Source organism: Pseudomonas sp. H3_E04, assembly GCF_054668915.1.
The window spans coordinates 2,099,177-2,118,661 of record NZ_CP162797.1; the positions used below are offsets into that span (position 1 = coordinate 2,099,177).

The following is a 19,485-nucleotide window of genomic DNA, read 5'->3' on the forward strand; positions in this document are numbered from 1 at the left end:
CAATAGCGAACACCCTGCCCTGCAGCCTTTATTTTTCGGGCTTTTATTAACACTCTCGTGCCATATCCGCCGGCAAACCCCGGTAAACCTGAGCGATTTGATGAACGGCGTTTAGAATTTTTTACATGGCAGTTGTTAATTAAAATCAACGAGGCTAAGCTCCGGAAAAGCTCGTTCAAGTGACAGACTTCGAGGTGAATAAAAATGGCATTCAAGCCATTGATCGGCGTTACTGCGTGCGTCAAACAGATTGGCCTTCACCCCTACCACATCAGCGGCGACAAGTACGTCCGTGCTGTCAGCGTTGGCGCTGAAGGGTTGCCGGTGGTCATTCCTTCTCTCGGTAACCTGACCGAAATCGAAGACCTGCTGGGTCAGCTCGACGGTCTGTTGCTGACCGGCTCTCCCTCGAACGTGGAGCCCTTCCACTACCAAGGCCCGGCCAGCGCCCCCGGCACGGATCATGATCCGGCCCGCGACGCCACCACCCTTCCTTTATTGCGTGCAGCTATCGCGGCGGGCGTTCCGGTGCTCGGCATCTGCCGTGGTTTCCAGGAAATGAACGTGGCGTTCGGCGGCAGCCTCCATCAAAAGGTGCACGAGCTGCCCGGCATGCTCGACCACCGTGAAGCCGACAGCCCGGATGTGGCCGTGCAATACGCCCCGGCCCATGCGGTCAGCGTGATCGCTGGCGGTGTGTTCGAAGCACTGGAGCTGCCCGACGAATTTCAGGTCAATTCGATTCACAGCCAAGGCATCGACCGCCTCGCTCCCGGCCTGCGTGCTGAAGCCGTGGCACCGGACGGTTTGATCGAAGCGATCTCGGTCGAGCACAGCCCGACCTTCGCCCTCGGCGTGCAATGGCATCCGGAATGGCAGGTGCTGGACAACCCGAACTACCTGAAGATTTTCCAGGCGTTCGGCGCAGCGTGCCGGCAACGGGCGGCGAAGCGCAGTCAGGGCTGACGCAATCCCAAACCAGATAACGATTTACTGCCCCCACGGCTGGCGGGTGTGCGTTTGCACATCCGTCAGCCGTGAACCGCAACACCCGTGATAACAACAAGTACGACCCAGGCAGCCAGGACGGCGGCGCCGAACAAGCCGGATTGGTACGGACAAAGGCCACTCAGGTCAACGCATATCCCCTGTGGGAGCGAGCCTGCTCGCGAAAGCGGTGTATCAGCAAACGATGATGTCGACTGACACTCCATATTCGCGAGCAGGCTCGCTCCCACAGGTTCTGCGCCAGCTGAGAGGCATTCCGGACCGCTCCGCAATCCACTTAAGCCCGGCCACATTGGCCAGGCAAACGAAACCTGTTGGGAGTTTCACATGGCAAACGCCTCCAGCACTTACCGCAAGGCACTCGAAGGTCATCAGCAACCGAAAAAGGTGCTGGTGAAAGTCGATCGTGTCACCAAGAAGTTCGACGAAACCGTGGCCGTGGACGATGTGTCCCTGGAGATCCATCAGGGCGAGATTTTCGCCCTGCTGGGCGGTTCCGGTTCGGGCAAATCGACTCTGCTGCGCATGCTCGCCGGTTTCGAGCGGCCGACCGAGGGGCGGATTCTGCTCGATGGCGTGGACATCACCGACATGCCGCCGTACGAGCGGCCGATCAACATGATGTTCCAGTCCTACGCGCTGTTCCCGCACATGACCGTGGCGCAGAACATCGCCTTCGGCCTCAAACAGGACCGTTTGCCTGCCAGCGAAATCGATGCCCGCGTCGAAGAAATGCTGCGTCTGGTGCACATGACCCAATACGCCAAGCGCCGCCCGCACCAGTTGTCCGGCGGTCAGCGACAGCGCGTCGCCCTCGCCCGCTCGCTGGCCAAACGGCCGAAGCTGTTGCTGCTCGACGAGCCGATGGGTGCGCTGGACAAAAAGCTGCGTTCACAGATGCAACTGGAGTTGGTGGAGATCATCGAGCGCGTCGGCGTGACCTGCGTGATGGTGACCCACGACCAGGAAGAAGCCATGACCATGGCCCAGCGCATCGCGATCATGCACCTGGGCTGGATCGCGCAGATCGGCAGCCCGGTGGACATTTATGAAGCGCCGGTCAGCCGCATGGTCTGCGAATTCATCGGCAACGTGAACGCTTTCGACGGCACTGTGGTGGAAGATCTGGAAGGCCACGCGATCATTCACAGCCCGGACCTGCAGCAGAAGATCTACGTCGGTCACGGCGTCAGCACGTCGGTGCAGGATAAGTCGATCACCTACGCCATCCGCCCGGAAAAAATGCTCGTCAGCACCACTCAACCGGAGTTCCGCTACAACTGGTCCGAAGGCAAGGTGCATGACATCGCCTACCTCGGCGGCCATTCGGTGTTCCACGTCGAGCTGCCCGGCGGCAAGATCGTCCAGTCGTTCATGGCCAACGCCGAACGCCGCGGCGCGCGGCCGACTTGGGACGACAAGGTCTACGTCTGGTGGGAAGACGACAGCGGCGTGGTACTGCGCTCATGAGAACTTTCAATCAGCAATTCTCGCGCCTGGTGCCCAGCGGACGAAAACTGGTGATCGGCATTCCGTTCATCTGGCTGTTCCTGTTCTTCATGCTGCCGTTCTTTCTGGTGATGAAGATCAGCTTCTCGGAAGCCGCGCTGTCGATCCCGCCGTACTCGGAGATCTACACCTTCGCCGAACAGAAATTCCAGCTATTGCTGAACATCGGCAACTACACCCTGCTCGGTGAAGACGAGCTGTATCTGTCGGCGTACCTCGGCTCGCTCAAGGTCGCGGCACTGAGCACGCTGATGTGCCTGGTGATCGGTTTCCCGATGGCTTACGCGATCACCAAGACCGGCAAGGAAACGCAAAATGTCCTGCTGCTGTTGATCATGATGCCGACCTGGACGGCGATCCTGATCCGCGTGTATGCGTGGATGGGCATCCTCAGCAACAACGGTTTGCTCAACGGGTTTCTGATGTGGACCGGGCTCACCGATCACCCGATCGAGATCCTCAACACCAACACGGCGGTGTACATCGGCGTGGTCTACGCCTATCTGCCGTTCATGGTGCTGCCGCTCTACGCCAACCTCGTCAAGCACGACAACAGCCTGCTGGAAGCCGCGCAGGATCTGGGCTCGAGCAACTTCAACAATTTCTGGAAAATCACTGTGCCGCTGGCCAAAAACGGGATTATCGCCGGCTGCATGCTGGTGTTCATTCCGGTGGTAGGTGAGTTCGTGATTCCGGAATTGTTGGGTGGCCCGGAGACGCTGATGATCGGTCGCGTGCTGTGGCAGGAGTTCTTCAATAACCGCGACTGGCCGGTGGCTTCTGCGCTGGCGGTGGTGATGCTGTTGATCCTGATTGTGCCGATTCTGCTGTTCAACCGCAGCCAGGCCAAAGAGATGGAGGCACGGGGATGAAACGCTTCAACTTTTCCAAATTCATGCTGATCTTCGGCTTGATGTTCATTTATCTGCCGATGCTGATTCTGGTGATCTACTCGTTCAACGCCTCGAAGCTGGTGACGGTGTGGGGTGGCTGGTCAGTGAAGTGGTATGTCGGCCTGCTCGACAACACGCAACTGATGGGCTCGGTGCTGCGCTCGCTGGAGATCGCCTGCTACACCGCGATTGCCGCTGTGGCACTGGGGACGCTGGCGGCCTTCGTGCTGACGCGGGTGACGCGTTTCAAGGGGCGCACGCTGTTTGGCGGCCTGGTAACCGCGCCATTGGTGATGCCGGAAGTGATCACCGGTCTGTCGCTGTTGCTGCTGTTCGTGGCGATGGCGCAGCTGATCGGCTGGCCGCAGGAGCGTGGCATTGTCACCATCTGGATCGCCCACACCACGTTTTGTGCGGCCTATGTGGCGGTGGTAGTCTCCGCGCGCCTGCGCGAGCTGGATCTGTCGATCGAAGAAGCAGCGATGGATCTGGGCGCCAAGCCGTTCAAGGTGTTTTTCCTGATCACCATTCCAATGATCGCACCGTCGCTGGCGGCGGGCGGGATGATGTCGTTCGCCTTGTCGCTGGATGATCTGGTGCTGGCGAGCTTCGTCTCCGGCCCGGGCTCGACCACGCTGCCGATGGAAGTGTTCTCGGCGGTGCGCCTGGGCGTCAAACCCGAGATCAACGCCGTGGCCAGCCTGATTCTGCTGGCAGTGTCGCTGGTGACTTTCCTGGTCTGGTATTTCGGCCGCAAGGCAGAAGCCAACCGCAAGCGGGCGATCCAGGAAGCGATGGATCAGACCGCGAACGAGTCGTGGCAACCACAGCAACAAGCCGCCACCGCATAACCCTGTAGGAGCTGCGGCACGCTGCGATCTTCTGATCTTGATGTGAAAGATCAAAAGATCGCAGCCTCGTTTCACTCGACAGCTCCTACACATGCTGGCGCTGTTAACCGAGTTTTGGCTTTGTGTTTTTGAATAAAAAGAAGGGAGTTGTACCGATGAAAATGTTTGGCAGGACTCTGCTGACACTGTCCTTAATGGGCGCGATGGTCATGGGCGCCCAGGCCAACGACAAGGTGCTGCGCGTTTACAACTGGTCCGACTACATCGCGCCGGACACCGTGAAAAAGTTCGAAGACGAAACCGGGATTCGCGTGACCTACGACGTCTTCGACAGCAACGAAACCCTGGAAGCGCGCCTGCTCGCGGGCAAATCCGGTTACGACATCGTCGTACCGTCGAACAGCTTTCTGGCCAAGCAGATCAAGGCCGGTGTCTATCAGCCGCTGGACAAATCGAAGCTGCCGAACTGGAAGAATCTCAACCCGGTGCTGCTGAAAAATGCCTCTGCCAGTGATCCGGACAACGCTCACGCGTTCCCGTACATGTGGGGCTCGATCGGCATCGGTTTCAATCCGGTCAAGGTCAAGGAAGTACTCGGCGCCAACGCCCCGACCAACTCTTGGGACTTGCTGTTCAAACCGGAAAACGCGGAAAAGCTCAAAGCCTGCGGCATCAGCTTCCTCGATTCGCCAACCGAAATGCTTCCGGCTGCCCTGCACTACCTGGGCTATCCGGTGAACGACAAGGACAAGGCGCACATTGCCGAGGCCGAAGCGCTGTTCATGAAAATCCGCCCTTACGTGGCGTATTTCCATTCCTCGAAGTACATCTCCGATCTGGCCAACGGCAACATCTGCGTGGCGGTCGGTTACTCCGGCGACGTCCTGCAGGCCAAGGCCCGTGCGGTGGAATCGGGCAACAACGTGGTGATCGACTACAGCATTCCCAAGGAAGGCGCCGGCAGTTTCTACGACATGGTCGCCATCCCTCGTGATGCGGCGAATGTCGACAACGCCTACCTGTTCATGGACTTCCTGATGCGCCCGGAGATCATCGCCGAGGTCACCAACAGCATCGGCTACAGCAACGCCAACGCAGCGGCCACGCCATTGGTGGACGAAGCGATCCGTAACGAACCGGGCTCGTATCCGTCGCAAGCGGTGATGGCGACCTTGTATGCGGTGCCGGATCAGCCGATTGCCACGCAGCGGATCATGACGCGCGGGTGGACGCGGGTGAAGCTCGGTAAATAAAAACACCGATGATCAAAAATGTGGGAGCGAGCCTGCTCGCGAAGGCGGTAGGACAGGCGACGAAAATATTGGATGTGCCGACGCTTTCGCGAGCAGGCTCGCTCCCACAATGAAGCAATGCAGCGCTGAAAATTTTCCGTTCACGCAGCGCCTTACCACCGCTGCTCCCTGCTCTGAACGGCCTCACCCGGCTCCCTCGGCTCGGGTGAATTTGCAGGCGCCTACGGGCGCCTTTTTTTGTTCGTTCAGATCAGCGGCCAATCCTGCAAGACCCGATAGCGACCCTTGTGCGATTCGAACAAAGCGAAGCGTTCAGCGCGCAGAAAAAACTCCGGCGGCGTGCTCGCTTCTGGCTCCGGCGCGCGGTATTCGCGTGCCAATGTCAGGTGCGGGCGGAACTCGTGGGTGGGTTCCGCAAAACCGAACGGCAACATTGCCTGCTCCAGCGCGTAGACCAGGCGCAACAACGCCGGCGGTGCCTGCTCGGGTGCCAGCGACAACACACCCGCGCGATGCCAGACCTGCAACCGATCCAGCGCAACCTGCAACGCTTCGCCCGGAATACGCACACTGCCCGCGGCTTCACAAACGCCATGGATCTGCGCCAGCGGCACCGCTCCAAGAAACAGCAAAGTCAGATGAAAGTTATCCGCCGGCACCGCTTTACCGCTGCCCAGGCCCAGTTCCGAACGCCACTGGGCGATGGCCTTGCGCTGCGCCGGCGGGCAATCCAAAGCGAAAAACAGCCGTTTCGACGGTTCATCCTTGCGCCCCCCATCAATCATTGCCCTGCCCCCTTTTTCGTCATGATCGAGCCGATTCAACACCGCCTGTTCTGACGACTCATGACAGCAAGCTATAGTTCAAGGATCGCCAACAACCGGAGGCTGCCATGCGCGAGATCCTCAGCAAAGAACCCTGGTGGGCCCGGCCACCGCATCCCGGACAGGACGAAAGCGAACTGGAATGGGGCTGGCTGGTGCATTACAACGAAGGCGAACCACGCTTCGAATTCGTCCGCGAACGGCCGACCGACGAGCAGATCCACAATCGCAAGGGCTGTCGCATCACGCCGTCTGCCGAGTGACGCAAATCCGAGGTCGCCTGCCCGCAAAGCAGGCGACCCGGTTTCAGACCTGCGCCTGAGCCCCTTCGAACCACGCCAGTTTTTCACGCAGCCGCACTACCTCGCCGACGATCACCAGAGTCGGCGCATGTACTTCATGCTCAGCCACCAGTCGCGGCAAGTCGGCCAGGGTGCCGGTAAAGACCCGCTGGTTCATCGTGGTGCCCTGCTGGATCAGTGCCGCCGGGGTATCCGCCGCGCGACCATGCTTGATCAACTGCTCGCAGATGATCGGCAGACCGACCAGGCCCATGTAGAACACCAGCGTCTGCGCCGGGGCGACAAGGTCGGCCCATGGCAGATCGGTAGAACCGTCCTTCAAGTGACCGGTGACAAACCGCACGGATTGCGCGTGGTCACGATGGGTCAACGGAATCCCGGCATACGCCGCGCAACCGCTGGCCGCCGTGATGCCCGGCACGACCTGGAATGGAATGCCGTGGGCTGCCAGCTCTTCGATCTCTTCACCACCGCGCCCGAAGATAAACGGATCGCCGCCCTTCAACCGCACCACGCGCTTGCCGGCCTTGGCCAGATCGACCAGTTGCTGGTTGATCTGATCCTGCGGCACGGCGTGTTCGGAACGACGCTTGCCGACATATACCCGCTCGGCGTCGCGACGGCACAACTCGAGAATCGCCGGCGCTACGAGACGGTCATAGAGCACCACATCGGCTTGCTGCATCAGCCGCAGCGCGCGGAAGGTCAACAGATCCGGGTCACCCGGACCAGCGCCGACCAGATAAACCTCGCCAGTGGTGACCATGGGCTCGCCATCGACCTTGGCCTGCAACAGGCGCTCGGCTTCAGCGCCCTGCCCGGCCAGTTGACGATCGGCGATCGGGCCCTGGAAAACGTCTTCCCAGAAGCCGCGACGCTGCTGCACATCCGGAAACAGGGTTTTCACCTGATGGCGGAAACGCGCCGCGAGCCCGGCGAGCTGACCGTAGGTCGAAGGAATCCAGGTTTCGATCTTGGCACGAATCAGGCGCGCCAATACCGGCGCGTCGCCGCCGCTGGAGACAGCAATGATCAGTGGCGAGCGGTCGACGATCGCCGGGAAGATCACGCTGCACAAGGCCGGCGCATCTACCACATTTACCGGCACGCAACGCCGATGGGCATCGGTGGAGACTTGCGCGTTCAGCGTTTCGTCGTCGGTCGCGGCAATGATCAGCCCGCAACCGTCCAGATCCGCTTCGGCGTAACCACGCAGCAGGCATTCGCCGCCGCTGGCAGCGACCAGTTCAGCCAGTTGCGTTTCAATTTCAGGTGCGACGACCCGCAGCAGCGCACCGGCATCGGCCAGCAGGCGGGATTTGCGCAAGGCAATTTCCCCCCCACCGACAACCAACACACGACTGCCGCGCAGGTTGTGAAACAGCGGCAGATATTTCATTTAGCCGATGACCTCAAGGCCACCCATATACGGTTTGAGCACGTCCGGCACGCGGATCGAACCGTCGGCCTGCTGGTAGTTTTCCAGCACTGCAACCAAGGTACGACCGACCGCCAGGCCGGAACCGTTCAAGGTGTGTACCAGCTCAGGCTTGCCGGTTTCCGGGTTGCGGAAACGCGCCTGCATGCGACGGGCCTGGAAATCGCCGCAGTTCGAGCACGACGAAATTTCGCGGTACTTGTCCTGGCTCGGAATCCACACTTCAAGGTCGTAGGTCTTGACCGCGCTGAAGCCCATGTCACCGGTGCACAGTGCCAGGGTGCGGTAAGGCAGGCCGAGCAGTTGCAGGACTTTTTCGGCGTTGGCGGTCAGGCCTTCCAGCGCTTCCATCGATTGCGACGGCTCGACGATCTGGACCATTTCGACTTTGTCGAACTGGTGCTGACGAATCATGCCGCGAGTATCCCGGCCCGACGCGCCGGCTTCGCTGCGGAAGCACGGGGTGTGGGCAACAAACTTGATCGGCAGCGATTTGGAATCAACGATTTCGCCGGCAACGATGTTGGTCAGCGACACTTCGGCGGTCGGGATCAGGTACAGATCGGCTTCGCCTTCGCGGGCGATCTTGAACAGATCTTCCTCGAATTTCGGCAACTGGCCAGTGCCTTGCAGCGCCGGAGCCTGGACCAGATAAGGCGTGTAAGCCTCTTCATAGCCATGTTCGGTGACATGCAGGTTGATCATGAACTGCGCCAGCGCGCGGTGCAGGCGGGCGATCGGACCACGCAGCAAGGCGAAACGTGCACCGGACAGCTTGGCGGCAGTTTCGAAATCCAGCCAGCCGAACTTCTCGCCGAGGGCAACATGGTCTTTAACTTCGAAATCGAACTGGGTCGGCGTGCCCCAACGACGCACTTCGACGTTGTCATCTTCGTCCTTGCCGACCGGAACCGACTCATGCGGCAGGTTGGGGATACCGAGCAGGATCGAATCCAGTTCGGTCTGGATCGCGTCCAGTTCGACCTTGCCAGCGCTCAGTTCGCCCGCCATGCGCTCGACATCCGCCATCAGCGGCGCGATGTCTTCACCACGCTGCTTGGCCTGGCCGATGGATTTCGAACGCGCGTTACGCTCAGCCTGCAGTGCTTCGGTGCGGGTCTGGACGGTCTTGCGCTGTTCTTCCAGCGCTTCGATGCGCGCGGTGTCCAGGGCAAAGCCACGGGAAGCCAGGCGGTCCGCTACGTCCTGAAGGTTGCTACGTAACAGTTTGGAATCGAGCATGTCGGTTTCTCGTTATCAAAGTTTGGTCAGGGACAGGCCAGCCCATGTGGCGAGCAGCCCGCCGAATACGCTGAGTGCCGCGTAGCCCAGGGCCAGCAACACTTGCCCGCTTTCCAGCAGGCGCACCGTATCCAGTGAAAAGGATGAAAAAGTCGTCAGCCCCCCGAGGAAGCCGACCATCAACCCGGCGCGTACCTCGATCGGCACCTCCGGGCGTATCAGAAACAGGCCGTACAACACGCCGATCAACAGGCAGCCCACGATATTAACGGCCAGCGTCGCGGTATAGAAGTGCCGTGGCCAATTGGCGCTGACCCAATTACCGGTGGTGAAGCGCAACAAGGTGCCGGCAACACCGCCGACCGACACTGCAATGATCAATGGAACCACTATTTTCTCCGCTGCCGAGGGCTCAGACGATCCAGTTGAGCGAGGTGATTGAGCTTTTCGCCGATCTTCAACTCCAGGCCACGGGGCACGGGCTGATAGAACGGAATCGGATCGAGTTCTTCCGGAAAATAGTCTTCGCCGGCGGCGTAAGCATCCGGCTCATCATGGGCGTAGCGGTACTCGTCGCCGTAGCCCAGTTGCTTCATCAGCTTGGTCGGTGCATTGCGCAAATGCAGCGGCACTTCCAGAGAGCCGTTTTCGGCAGCGGCGCGCAGCGCGGTTTTGAAGCCCATGTACACCGCATTGCTTTTCGGTGCACAGGCCAGATAAGTGATGGCCTGGGCGACTGCCAATTCGCCCTCGGGGCTGCCGAGACGCTCCTGCACCTCCCACGCGGCCAGGCACAGGCTCAGCGCACGCGGATCGGCGTTGCCGATGTCTTCGCTGGCCATGCGCACCACGCGCCGCGCCAGATACAGCGGATCACAGCCGCCGTCGATCATCCGCGCAAACCAGTACAGCGCGCCGTCGGGGTTAGAGCCGCGTACCGATTTGTGCAGCGCCGAAATCTGGTCGTAGAACGCTTCACCGCCCTTGTCGAAACGTCGACGCGTATCGCCGAGCAGGCTTTGCAACAGCTCGATGCCGATTTCACTGTCGTCTTCAGCCAGATCGGAAGCGTTCTCCAGCAGATTGAGCAGACGCCGGCCATCGCCATCCGCAGCCGAAAGCAGCATCTGGAAGCCTTCATCGCTCAGGGTCAGATTGCGCTTGCCCAGCCCACGCTCTTCGGTCAGAGCCCGATGCACCAGTTTGCGCAGCGCCGCTTCGTCGAGGCTTTTCAGCACGTAGACGCGGGCGCGCGACAACAATGCGTTGTTGAGTTCGAAAGAAGGATTTTCAGTGGTGGCGCCGATGAAGATCAGCGTGCCGTCTTCAACGTACGGAAGGAACGCGTCCTGCTGCGACTTGTTGAAGCGGTGGACTTCGTCGACAAACAGGATCGTGCGTTTGCCGTACTGGCCGGCCTGCTGCTTGGCAATCTCAACGGCCTGGCGGATCTCCTTGACCCCGGCGAGCACCGCCGAGACGGTTTCGAAGTGCGCATCAGAGACTTCCGCCAGCAAGCGCGCCAGAGTGGTTTTGCCCACGCCCGGCGGCCCCCAGAAGATCATCGAATGCAGCGCGCCCTGCTCCAGCGCCTCACGCAGAGGCTTGCCGCGAGCGAGCACGTGTTCCTGACCGACGTACTCATCCAGATTGGCCGCACGCAGACGCGCGGCCAAGGGTTGGGCAATCGGTGCACTGCGAAACAGATCCATCACGTAGCGTTGAAACCTCTGTTAGAACTTGAGAGCGCCCATTCCATCGGTGGGAGCGAGCCTGCTCGCGAATGAGATGGTTCATTCAACATTGAAGTGACTGATACACCGCTTTCGCGAGCTGGCTCGCTCCTACATGGGTTTGCGCCTTACTCCTGGATAACGTCGGCACCCTTTGGAATGTCGAACTTGAATTTCGATGCCGGCACCGCTTCGTTGGCCTTGACCCCGGTAAACAGGATATTGGTGCGCTGGCCGACGCTGTCAATCAGTTGCATGTCATTGAGCAGACCGTTGCGGAACGACAGGCGCAGGTTGTCGAACAGAGTGTCCTTGGTTTTCGGCTTGAGCGTGAAGTCGATTACGCCGCCCGCCTCTTTGGCGCTGATATCGAAGCTCTGGCTGATCTTCGAGACATCACCGGACAGCAGCAGCGCCGGCGTCTGGGTCAGCCGCTCGTCGAGCTTCTTGATGGTTGCCTGCTCCAGATCCGGGTCCCACAGGGTGACTTTCTTGCCATCGGAGACCATGGTCTGCTCGGCCGGCGCGTTGGTGTGCCAGTAGAACAGGCCCGGACGCTGCAGAGTCATGTTGCCGGTGGTTTCCTGCAACTGGGTGCCGCCGCCGTCGAGGGTCAACTGCGAGAAGTTGGCCGACAGGGTTTTCGATGTTTCGAGCAATTGGGTCAGACGCGCCACGTCCTTTTCATCGGCGTGGGCCGTGAGTGTGGTCAGCGCCAGTACTGGCAACAGCATGCGGATAAGGCGCATGAGAGTCCTCTTGAATACTCGTGGGAAAGCGGGTGGCGCGTCATTGCGCCACCCGAGTCGTTGCGTTTCAGTCGCGTACCGGGCCCGGGGCCAGGACTTCACGCGAACCGTTGGTGTTCATTGAGGTAACGACGCCGGCCATCTCCATCGCCTCGATCATCCGCGCGGCGCGGTTGTAGCCGATCTTCAGCTTGCGCTGCACAGCAGAAATCGATGCGCGACGGCTTTCGAGGACGAACTGCACCGCTTCGTCATACAGCGCGTCGGCTTCAGGATCATCACCGTCGCCACCGCCACTGCTGCCTTCAAAGCCGCTGCCTGCCTCTTCGACACCGTTGAGGATATCGTCGTTGTATTCCGGCGCGCCGCGCAGTTTCCACGCCTCGACCACGCGGTGAACCTCATCGTCGGAAACGAACGCGCCGTGGACCCGGATCGGCAAACTGGTGCCCGGAGGCATGTAGAGCATGTCACCGTGGCCGAGCAGTTGCTCGGCGCCACCCTGATCGATGATGGTCCGCGAGTCGATCTTGCTCGACACCTGGAACGCCATCCGAGTCGGGATGTTGGCTTTGATCAAACCAGTGATCACGTCCACCGACGGGCGCTGGGTTGCAAGAATCAAGTGAATCCCCGCCGCACGCGCCTTCTGCGCAATACGGGCGATCAGTTCTTCAACCTTCTTGCCGACGATCATCATCATGTCGGCAAATTCGTCCACCACTACGACGATGGTCGGCAGCTTCTGCAGCAGCGGCGCTTCGTCGTGAATGCTTTCGCGCTTGTACAGCGGATCGCTCAACGGCTCGCCGGCATCCTGGGCTTCCTTGACCTTGGCGTTGAAGCCGGACAGGTTACGCACGCCCATCTTCGCCATCAGCTTGTAGCGCCGTTCCATCTCGGCGACGCTCCAGCGCAAGGCGTTGGCAGCGTCCTTCATGTCGGTCACGACCGGGCAGAGCAGGTGCGGAATGCCTTCGTAGATCGACAGCTCAAGCATTTTCGGGTCGATCATGATCAGTTTGGCGTCGTCCGGGCCGGACTTGAACAGGATCGACAGGATCATCGCGTTCACGCCCACGGACTTACCGGAACCGGTGGTACCGGCTACCAGGAGGTGCGGCATCTTCGCCAGATCGGTAATGACCGGCTTGCCGCCGATGTCGTGACCGAGCGCCAGGGTGACCGGCGATTTGAAGTTATCGTACTCGGGCGTCGACAGCACCTCGGAGAAACGCACGATCTGACGGTCTTCGTTGGGAATCTCGATACCGACAGTGGTCTTGCCCGGAATCACCTCGACCACCCGCACGCTGGTCACTGCCAGCGACCGCGCCAGGTCTTTGGCCAGGTTGGCGATGCGGCTGACCTTCACGCCGGCAGCCGGCTGGATTTCGTAACGGGTAATCACCGGGCCCGGGTGGATCGAATCCACCGTGACTTCGACGCCGAATTCCTTGAGCTTGATTTCCAGCAAGTGACCGACCGCTGCCAAGGATTCAGGCGAATAGTTGAGCTGTTTCTTTTCCGCAGGATCAAGAATCGAAATCGGCGGCAAGGTGCCTTCGACCGCGCTGTCGACGAACAACGGCGCCTGCTTCTCTTTCTGTACGCGCTTGCTCGGCTCCGGCGCCTTGGCCGGTGCCGGCGCGATCACCGGTGGTACCTGCTTCTCGCGGTCGGACATGTGCTTGCTCAGCGCTTGCTCGCGCTCGATCAGGCGTTCCTTGACCTTGGCCTGTTCGCGTTTGTCGGTGACAGTCGGCGCGACCACATCGTGGACGCGGTCATCGACCTCACGCAGTTGCGCGACCAGTTGCTTGCGCTCGGTGCGCGCCGACCACCAGCGATTGAGCGCGCCCTGGAACAGTTCGAACAGATCGAGAGTGATCTTGCCGGTGACATCCATCACCTTGAACCAGGACAGGTCGGTAAATACGGTCAGGCCGAACAGGAACAGAGCGATGAACAGCAGCGTGCTGCCCTGAATGTTCAGTGCATTCTTCGCCAGATCGCCAAGGCTTTCGCCCAAGGCACCGCCAGCGCCGGCCGGCAGACCGGTCGCGGCATGGAAATGAATGTGCGCCAGCGCAGCACCCGAAAGCACCAGGAACACCAGTCCGATCAGGCGCCACGAGAACAGCCAGCCGCTCCACTGCCACGGTTCGTGACGTTGCCGGAAAATCTGGTACGCCTTGACCGCCAGCAGCAACGGAAAGATATAGGCGAAGTAACCGAGCACCATGAACAGGATATCGGCGCTGTACGAGCCGGCCGGGCCGCCGAAGTTCTGCACATCGTCGATCTTGCTGTTATGGCTCCAGCCCGGGTCGTCCTTGCCGTAAGTCAGCAAAGCCATCATCAGGAACAGGCACAAGGCGCCTATGGCGATCAATGCACCTTCCTTGAGCCGGTAGTGCAGTTGCTGGCGCCAGAGCGGAACGACTGTTTTGGGTGCTTCGGTGGTCTTCTTCAAAACGCTTCTTTTCCTGCGCCCGAGGCGCGTCCATCTATTGAATGACGATAAAAACTGCCCAATCCAGGCAGGTAAAAAAGGTGAAAAGCTCAACTGGGACTACTTTTAACACTGTGCCACTGGTTTTATAAACACAGCCATAAACGCTCTGCGCAGCGAAAAGCCCGTCACAACCCGGCATTGTACGGGTTTGTGCGCCCGACGCCACGCTTGAGAGCACAGCTTGGAGCATAGCCAAACGCATGCGAATCGCGTTGCAATTGGAGCATGCATTGTCTTTTGTGACAAAGGCTTATGACGTGTATTTGATGAACGTAGCGAGGCCGGCCGAATCCGCTGGACGGAATGCGGACAGGCATTGATACGGTGACGCTTACGACCACGGCCGACACATCAAGTTGCAGCTCAATGCCCACTCCATCAAACATCGGTGCAGGACATTGGCGGCGTTTCGCGGCAAACTCTTTCGCGGGGCCTGCACGCCCCTGACCGCCCTCCCCTTCTGCAAGCCCGGATGCCATGCTGACTTGGTTACAACGTAATTCCCTGACCTTTCCGCCACTGGAAAAAGCCATGCGCGAGCCGAACGGATTGCTCGCCGCCGGTGGTGACCTGTCCGCCGACCGCCTGATTCAGGCCTATCGCCACGGCTGTTTTCCATGGTTTTCCGAGGGCCAACCGATTCTGTGGTGGTCGCCGGATCCGCGCACCGTGCTGTTTCCCGACGAACTGCACGTCTCGCGCAGCCTCGGCAAGCTGCTGCGCAAGCAACGCTATCAAGTGACCTTCGATCAGGATTTCGACGCCGTCATCCGCGCCTGCGCCGCGCCTCGCGACTACGCCGACGGCACCTGGATCACCGAGGCGATGCAGGATGCTTACATGGAACTGCATCGGCGCGGCTTCGCTCATTCAGTTGAGGTCTGGGACGATGGGCAACTGGTGGGCGGCCTTTATGGCTTGGCGATGGGTCAATTGTTTTTTGGCGAATCGATGTTCAGCCGCGCCGACAACGCTTCCAAATACGGCTTCGCTACGCTGGTGCAGCATTTAAAAGCTGCCGGGTTTGTGCTGATCGATTGTCAGATGCCGACCGATCACCTGCACAGTTTAGGTGCGCGGTCGATTCCGCGCGGCGAATTCGCCGACTATCTGCAGCGCCATCTCGATCAACCGAATTCGGCGACCTGGGTTTGCTGAGCGACTTTTGCGCAGGTGGCTTACACTTAATCCACCAGCTTATCCCGAGGGTTGATTCATGACCGAGTTGGCGCGATTGAAGTTCTATGCCACTCAGCCCCACTCTTGCAGTTATCTGCCCGAGGAGCAGGCCACAACGCTGTTTCTCGACCCGAGTCAGCCCATGGATGTGCACGTCTACGCAGATCTGTCGGAAATGGGCTTTCGTCGCAGCGGCGATCACCTGTACCGGCCGCATTGCCAGAATTGCAATGCGTGTGTGCCTGCGCGCATTCCTTCCGCTCAGTTCATCGTCAACCGCCAGCAGAAGCGTATCTACAAACGCAACGCCGATTTGCAGGTGCAGCCGGTCAAACCGCACTTCAGCGAAGAGTATTTCGACCTTTACCAGCGCTATATCGAACAGCGCCATGCCGACGGCGACATGTACCCGCCGAGTCGCGATCAGTTCTCGACGTTCCTGGTGCGCGACCTGCCCTTCTCGCGCTTTTATGAGTTCCGACTCGACGGACGGCTGCTCGCGGTGGCGGTCACCGATCTGCTGCCCAACGGTTTGTCAGCGGTGTACACCTTCTACGAACCGAACGAAGAACGCCGCAGCCTCGGCCGTTACGCAATCCTCTGGCAAATCGCCGAGAGCCAGCGTCTGGGCCTTGAGGCGGTGTACTTGGGTTACTGGATCAAGAACTGCAAAAAGATGAACTACAAGACGCAATATCGGCCCATCGAATTGCTGATCAATCAGCGCTGGGTCATCCTGAACTGAACCTGCGGCCTAAACCCCTTGGCGTAAACACCATTTTTCGGGCACAATGCACGCCGCTTTTGCCTGGCGCAGTTGCACCGGGCCATTCATTGGATACCGAGGGCTTTACTGCATGTCGAAAGAAGACAGCTTCGAAATGGAAGGCACTGTCGTCGACACCCTGCCCAACACCATGTTTCGTGTGGAGTTGGAAAATGGGCACGTCGTAACCGCGCATATTTCCGGCAAGATGCGCAAGAACTACATTCGTATTCTTACCGGTGACAAAGTGCGCGTCGAGCTGACGCCCTATGACTTGAGCAAAGGGCGGATCACTTACCGCGCTCGTTAATCAAGTCAATACAGAACGCCCGGGTTATGCCGGGCGTTTTTGTATCTGCGTTTTGAGGTTTTGGGGCTGGCGGTTTCGCTCTACAGCAAGCAGATCAAAAGATCGCAGCCTTCGGCAGCTCCGGTTGGATCGCGTGAATTCGATAGAAACGGGTTGACCTGCAGGCCGTCTTCGCGAGCAGGCTCGCTCCCACAGAAAGGCAAAGGCAAAGGCAAAATCAAAAGATCGCAGCCTCCGGCAGCTCCTACACAATGAGCGTTAGCTCGAGTACCGCTTTTGATCTTGATCCACCGGCGACGCCGGAAGGCTGAGTGGAGGGATTGATCCGGGCGTGGGAGCGCAGCGACCGTCTGGCGCAGCAAGACACAGCGCAAGGAGGTGCAGCGAAGCAAACCGTAGCCGCTGCGCCCGGATCGATCCCGCAGCGAAGGAACCCGAGCCTGCGAGGGCCGAACGTAGGAGCAAGCGTTTTGGGTTACCTTTTTGGCGTTTGAAAAAGGTGACTCGCCGTAAGGGCGGAACCGTAATAAGCCATCACCGCAGCAACGGATATACACCCAAAGCCCAAAAACACCGGACAACAAAAAGGCGCCCGAAGGCGCCTTTCCAATCCACATCAAGCCGTCAGGCCATCTCAGCCGTGGTCTCGAAGTCAAACGTCAACTCCCCATCCTTGATGTCGATGTGCACCACACCGCCATGCTCGGCCAGTTCGCCAAACAGAATCTCCTCCGCCAGCGGACGCTTGATCTTGTCCTGGATCAGACGCGCCATCGGACGTGCGCCCATCGCCGAGTCGTAACCACCCGCCGCCAGCCAGCTGCGCGCCGCATCGGTAACCTCGAGCAACACACGCTTGTCTTCCAGCTGCGCCTGAAGCTCGGTGAGGAACTTGTCCACCACGCTTTTGATGACCTCATGGCTGAGGCGACCAAACTGGATAATGGTGTCCAGACGGTTGCGGAATTCCGGCGTGAAGCTCTTCTTGATCACTTCCATCGCATCGGACGAGTGGTCCTGATGGGTAAAACCGATCGAAGCCCGCGCGGCGGTTTCGGCACCGGCGTTGGTGGTCATGATCACGATCACGTTGCGGAAGTCCGCCTTGCGCCCGTTGTTATCGGTCAGCGTACCGTGGTCCATGACCTGCAGCAGCAGGTTGAAGACTTCCGGATGCGCCTTCTCGATCTCATCAAGCAGCAATACGCAATGTGGTTGCTTGGTGATCGCTTCGGTCAGCAGACCGCCCTGGTCGAAACCGACATAACCCGGAGGCGCACCGATCAGACGCGATACGGTGTGACGCTCCATGTACTCGGACATGTCGAAACGCACCAGCTCGATACCCAGCGCCTTGGCCAACTGACGCGCAGCCTCGGTTTTGCCGACACCGGTAGGCCCGGCGAACAGGAACGAACCGACCGGTTTGTCCGGCGACTTGAGCCCGGCACGAGACAGCTTGATCGCGGTCGACAGCGAATCGATTGCCGCGTCCTGACCAAATACCGTCAGCTTCAGGTCACGCTCCAGGTTACGCAGCAGTTCCTTGTCGGAACTGGTGACGTGCTTTGGCGGAATCCGCGCGATTTTCGCGACGATGTCTTCGACCTGTGGCACATCGATACGCTTGACGCGCATCTCCACCGGCTGCAGACGCTGGTAGGCGCCCGCCTCGTCGATCACGTCGATGGCCTTGTCCGGCATGTGCCGGTCATTGATGTAGCGCGACGCCAACTCGGCAGCGGCACGCAAAGACTCATCACTGTACTCGATGCTGTGGTGCTGCTCGAAACGCCCTTTCAGGCCACGCAGGATACCGATGGTGTCTTCCACCGACGGCTCGACGACATCGACCTTCTGGAAACGACGGGCCAAGGCACGGTCTTTCTCGAAGATGCCGCGAAACTCCTGAAACGTGGTCGAACCGATGCAGCGGATGTCACCAGACGACAGCAGCGGCTTGAGCAGGTTGGACGCATCCATCACGCCACCGGACGCAGCACCCGCACCGATGATGGTGTGGATCTCGTCGATGAACAGGATCGCCTGCGGACGTTTTTTCAGTTCATTGAGCAGCGCCTTGAAGCGCTTCTCGAAATCACCGCGATACTTGGTGCCCGCGAGCAGAGCGCCAAGATCGAGCGAATAAACAACCGCATTGGCCAGCAGATCCGGCACCTGATTGTCGACAATGCGCTTGGCCAGGCCTTCGGCAATCGCTGTTTTACCTACGCCTGCTTCACCGACCAGCAGCGGGTTGTTCTTGCGCCGGCGCGCGAGAATCTGCGCGACACGCTCAACTTCCGATTCACGGCCGACCAGCGGATCGATGCGACCCTGGCGTGCGAGTTCGTTGAGGTTGCTGGCATAAGCATCCAGAGGATTGCCTGAAGAAGAAGACTCACCGCCCTCGTCGTCCTGCATATCTTGTTCACCTTCAGAGTGATCGCCATGCCCCGGCACTTTCGAAATGCCGTGGGCGATGTAATTGACGACATCAATGCGCGCCACGCTCTGCTGTTTCAGCAGGAACACGGCCTGACTCTCTTGCTCACTGAAGATGGCGACCAGCACGTTGGCGCCGGTCACTTCGCGTTTGCCCGAGCTCTGTACGTGGAAAACAGCACGCTGCAGGACACGCTGGAAGCCCAGGGTTGGCTGGGTTTCGCGATCCTCGTCATGCACGGGGATCAATGGCGTGGTGGAGTCGATGAACTCCTGCAGATCATGCTTGAGTTTGTCGAGGTTTGCGCCGCAGGCACGCAAAACGGTGGCGGCAGCCTCATTATCCAATAGGGCCAGCAGGAGATGTTCGACGGTCATGAATTCATGACGCTTCGAACGAGCCTCCTTGAAGGCAAGATTGAGGGTGACTTCGAGCTCGCGGTTTAACATAGCTTCACCTCATAC

Annotated in this window: 17 protein-coding genes; 9 read left to right on the top strand and 8 right to left on the bottom strand. The window is 59.6% G+C overall.

The window, feature by feature from the left end; genetic code table 11:
- The first annotated feature begins 204 nt into the window (after positions 1-204).
- The 5 genes from AB4N53_RS09430 (at position 205) to AB4N53_RS09450 (ending at position 5,514) form a co-directional block, all read left to right on the top strand.
- Positions 205-966, top strand: coding sequence for a gamma-glutamyl-gamma-aminobutyrate hydrolase family protein (locus AB4N53_RS09430; RefSeq protein ID WP_460120047.1), 762 nt, complete (start codon positions 205-207; stop codon positions 964-966).
- Between the two features lie 369 nt (positions 967-1,335).
- Entirely contained in the window at positions 1,336-2,478 is a 1,143-nt protein-coding gene (potA, locus tag AB4N53_RS09435; RefSeq protein ID WP_460120049.1) for a polyamine ABC transporter ATP-binding protein, read from the top strand.
- The gene (locus tag AB4N53_RS09440) at positions 2,475-3,389 is read left to right on the top strand and encodes an ABC transporter permease subunit (RefSeq protein WP_460120051.1); all 915 of its coding nucleotides are present in this window, start codon (positions 2,475-2,477) and stop codon (positions 3,387-3,389) included. The genes potA and AB4N53_RS09440 overlap by 4 nt, the downstream gene beginning before the upstream one ends.
- Positions 3,386-4,261, top strand: a complete 876-nt coding sequence (locus AB4N53_RS09445; RefSeq protein WP_460120053.1) for an ABC transporter permease subunit — start codon at positions 3,386-3,388, stop codon at positions 4,259-4,261. The genes AB4N53_RS09440 and AB4N53_RS09445 overlap by 4 nt, the downstream gene beginning before the upstream one ends.
- A gap of 155 nt (positions 4,262-4,416) precedes the next feature.
- A complete protein-coding gene (locus AB4N53_RS09450; RefSeq protein ID WP_460120055.1) occupies positions 4,417-5,514 on the top strand; it encodes a polyamine ABC transporter substrate-binding protein in 1,098 nt (365 codons plus the stop codon).
- Between the two features lie 245 nt (positions 5,515-5,759).
- On the opposite strand, the gene thpR is transcribed toward AB4N53_RS09450, so the two are convergent.
- Positions 5,760-6,299, bottom strand: a complete 540-nt coding sequence (gene thpR / locus AB4N53_RS09455) for an RNA 2',3'-cyclic phosphodiesterase (protein ID WP_460120057.1) — start codon at positions 6,297-6,299, stop codon at positions 5,760-5,762.
- Positions 6,300-6,406: 107 nt separating this feature from the next.
- On the opposite strand from thpR, the gene AB4N53_RS09460 reads away from it, so the two are divergent.
- Entirely contained in the window at positions 6,407-6,601 is a 195-nt protein-coding gene (locus AB4N53_RS09460; protein ID WP_460120059.1) for a hypothetical protein, read from the top strand.
- A 43-nt stretch (positions 6,602-6,644) separates the two neighbouring features.
- On the opposite strand, the gene cysG is transcribed toward AB4N53_RS09460, so the two are convergent.
- From cysG to ftsK, 6 genes are all read right to left on the bottom strand, one after another.
- Positions 6,645-8,039 carry a siroheme synthase CysG gene (cysG, locus tag AB4N53_RS09465; protein WP_460120061.1) on the bottom strand — a complete coding sequence of 465 codons (1,395 nt, stop codon included), beginning with the start codon at positions 8,037-8,039 and terminating at the stop codon, positions 6,645-6,647.
- Entirely contained in the window at positions 8,040-9,320 is a 1,281-nt protein-coding gene (gene serS, locus AB4N53_RS09470; protein ID WP_460120063.1) for a serine--tRNA ligase, read from the bottom strand.
- Positions 9,321-9,335: 15 nt separating this feature from the next.
- Complete coding sequence (crcB, locus tag AB4N53_RS09475; RefSeq protein ID WP_460120065.1) at positions 9,336-9,710, bottom strand: fluoride efflux transporter CrcB; 375 nt, start codon at positions 9,708-9,710, stop codon at positions 9,336-9,338.
- Entirely contained in the window at positions 9,710-11,032 is a 1,323-nt protein-coding gene (locus tag AB4N53_RS09480; protein WP_460120067.1) for a replication-associated recombination protein A, read from the bottom strand. Before AB4N53_RS09480 ends, crcB begins: the two co-directional genes overlap by 1 nt.
- 149 nt (positions 11,033-11,181) lie before the next feature.
- Entirely contained in the window at positions 11,182-11,802 is a 621-nt protein-coding gene (lolA, locus tag AB4N53_RS09485; RefSeq protein ID WP_042609224.1) for an outer membrane lipoprotein chaperone LolA, read from the bottom strand.
- Positions 11,803-11,869: 67 nt separating this feature from the next.
- Complete coding sequence (gene ftsK, locus AB4N53_RS09490) at positions 11,870-14,278, bottom strand: DNA translocase FtsK (RefSeq protein ID WP_041477069.1); 2,409 nt, start codon at positions 14,276-14,278, stop codon at positions 11,870-11,872.
- Positions 14,279-14,797: 519 nt separating this feature from the next.
- Between ftsK and aat the strand changes: the two genes are divergently transcribed.
- From aat to infA, 3 genes are all read left to right on the top strand, one after another.
- On the top strand, positions 14,798-15,478 hold the full coding sequence (aat, locus tag AB4N53_RS09495) for a leucyl/phenylalanyl-tRNA--protein transferase (RefSeq protein ID WP_434766005.1): 681 nt from the start codon (positions 14,798-14,800) through the stop codon (positions 15,476-15,478).
- Between the two features lie 58 nt (positions 15,479-15,536).
- On the top strand, positions 15,537-16,244 hold the full coding sequence (locus AB4N53_RS09500) for an arginyltransferase (RefSeq protein WP_460120070.1): 708 nt from the start codon (positions 15,537-15,539) through the stop codon (positions 16,242-16,244).
- 112 nt (positions 16,245-16,356) lie between these two features.
- Entirely contained in the window at positions 16,357-16,575 is a 219-nt protein-coding gene (gene infA, locus AB4N53_RS09505; RefSeq protein WP_002553999.1) for a translation initiation factor IF-1, read from the top strand.
- 624 nt (positions 16,576-17,199) lie between these two features.
- On the opposite strand, the gene clpA is transcribed toward infA, so the two are convergent.
- Positions 17,200-19,470 carry an ATP-dependent Clp protease ATP-binding subunit ClpA gene (gene clpA / locus AB4N53_RS09510; RefSeq protein ID WP_039763303.1) on the bottom strand — a complete coding sequence of 757 codons (2,271 nt, stop codon included), beginning with the start codon at positions 19,468-19,470 and terminating at the stop codon, positions 17,200-17,202.
- Between the last annotated feature and the right edge of the window lie 15 nt (positions 19,471-19,485).

What these genes read in the sequence shown, in the direction of transcription:
- infA (WP_002553999.1), top strand. Translation starts at nt 16,357, where the DNA reads ATGTCGAAAGAAGACAGCTTCGAAATGGAAGGCACTGTCGTCGACACC.
- cysG (WP_460120061.1), bottom strand. Translation starts at nt 8,039, where the DNA reads ATGAAATATCTGCCGCTGTTTCACAACCTGCGCGGCAGTCGTGTGTTG.
- AB4N53_RS09480 (WP_460120067.1), bottom strand. Translation starts at nt 11,032, where the DNA reads ATGGATCTGTTTCGCAGTGCACCGATTGCCCAACCCTTGGCCGCGCGT.
- serS (WP_460120063.1), bottom strand. Translation starts at nt 9,320, where the DNA reads ATGCTCGATTCCAAACTGTTACGTAGCAACCTTCAGGACGTAGCGGAC.
- AB4N53_RS09440 (WP_460120051.1), top strand. Translation starts at nt 2,475, where the DNA reads ATGAGAACTTTCAATCAGCAATTCTCGCGCCTGGTGCCCAGCGGACGA.
- potA (WP_460120049.1), top strand. Translation starts at nt 1,336, where the DNA reads ATGGCAAACGCCTCCAGCACTTACCGCAAGGCACTCGAAGGTCATCAG.
- thpR (WP_460120057.1), bottom strand. Translation starts at nt 6,299, where the DNA reads ATGATTGATGGGGGGCGCAAGGATGAACCGTCGAAACGGCTGTTTTTC.
- AB4N53_RS09460 (WP_460120059.1), top strand. Translation starts at nt 6,407, where the DNA reads ATGCGCGAGATCCTCAGCAAAGAACCCTGGTGGGCCCGGCCACCGCAT.
- AB4N53_RS09500 (WP_460120070.1), top strand. Translation starts at nt 15,537, where the DNA reads ATGACCGAGTTGGCGCGATTGAAGTTCTATGCCACTCAGCCCCACTCT.
- AB4N53_RS09445 (WP_460120053.1), top strand. Translation starts at nt 3,386, where the DNA reads ATGAAACGCTTCAACTTTTCCAAATTCATGCTGATCTTCGGCTTGATG.
- AB4N53_RS09450 (WP_460120055.1), top strand. Translation starts at nt 4,417, where the DNA reads ATGAAAATGTTTGGCAGGACTCTGCTGACACTGTCCTTAATGGGCGCG.
- aat (WP_434766005.1), top strand. Translation starts at nt 14,798, where the DNA reads ATGCTGACTTGGTTACAACGTAATTCCCTGACCTTTCCGCCACTGGAA.
- clpA (WP_039763303.1), bottom strand. Translation starts at nt 19,470, where the DNA reads ATGTTAAACCGCGAGCTCGAAGTCACCCTCAATCTTGCCTTCAAGGAG.
- lolA (WP_042609224.1), bottom strand. Translation starts at nt 11,802, where the DNA reads ATGCGCCTTATCCGCATGCTGTTGCCAGTACTGGCGCTGACCACACTC.
- AB4N53_RS09430 (WP_460120047.1), top strand. Translation starts at nt 205, where the DNA reads ATGGCATTCAAGCCATTGATCGGCGTTACTGCGTGCGTCAAACAGATT.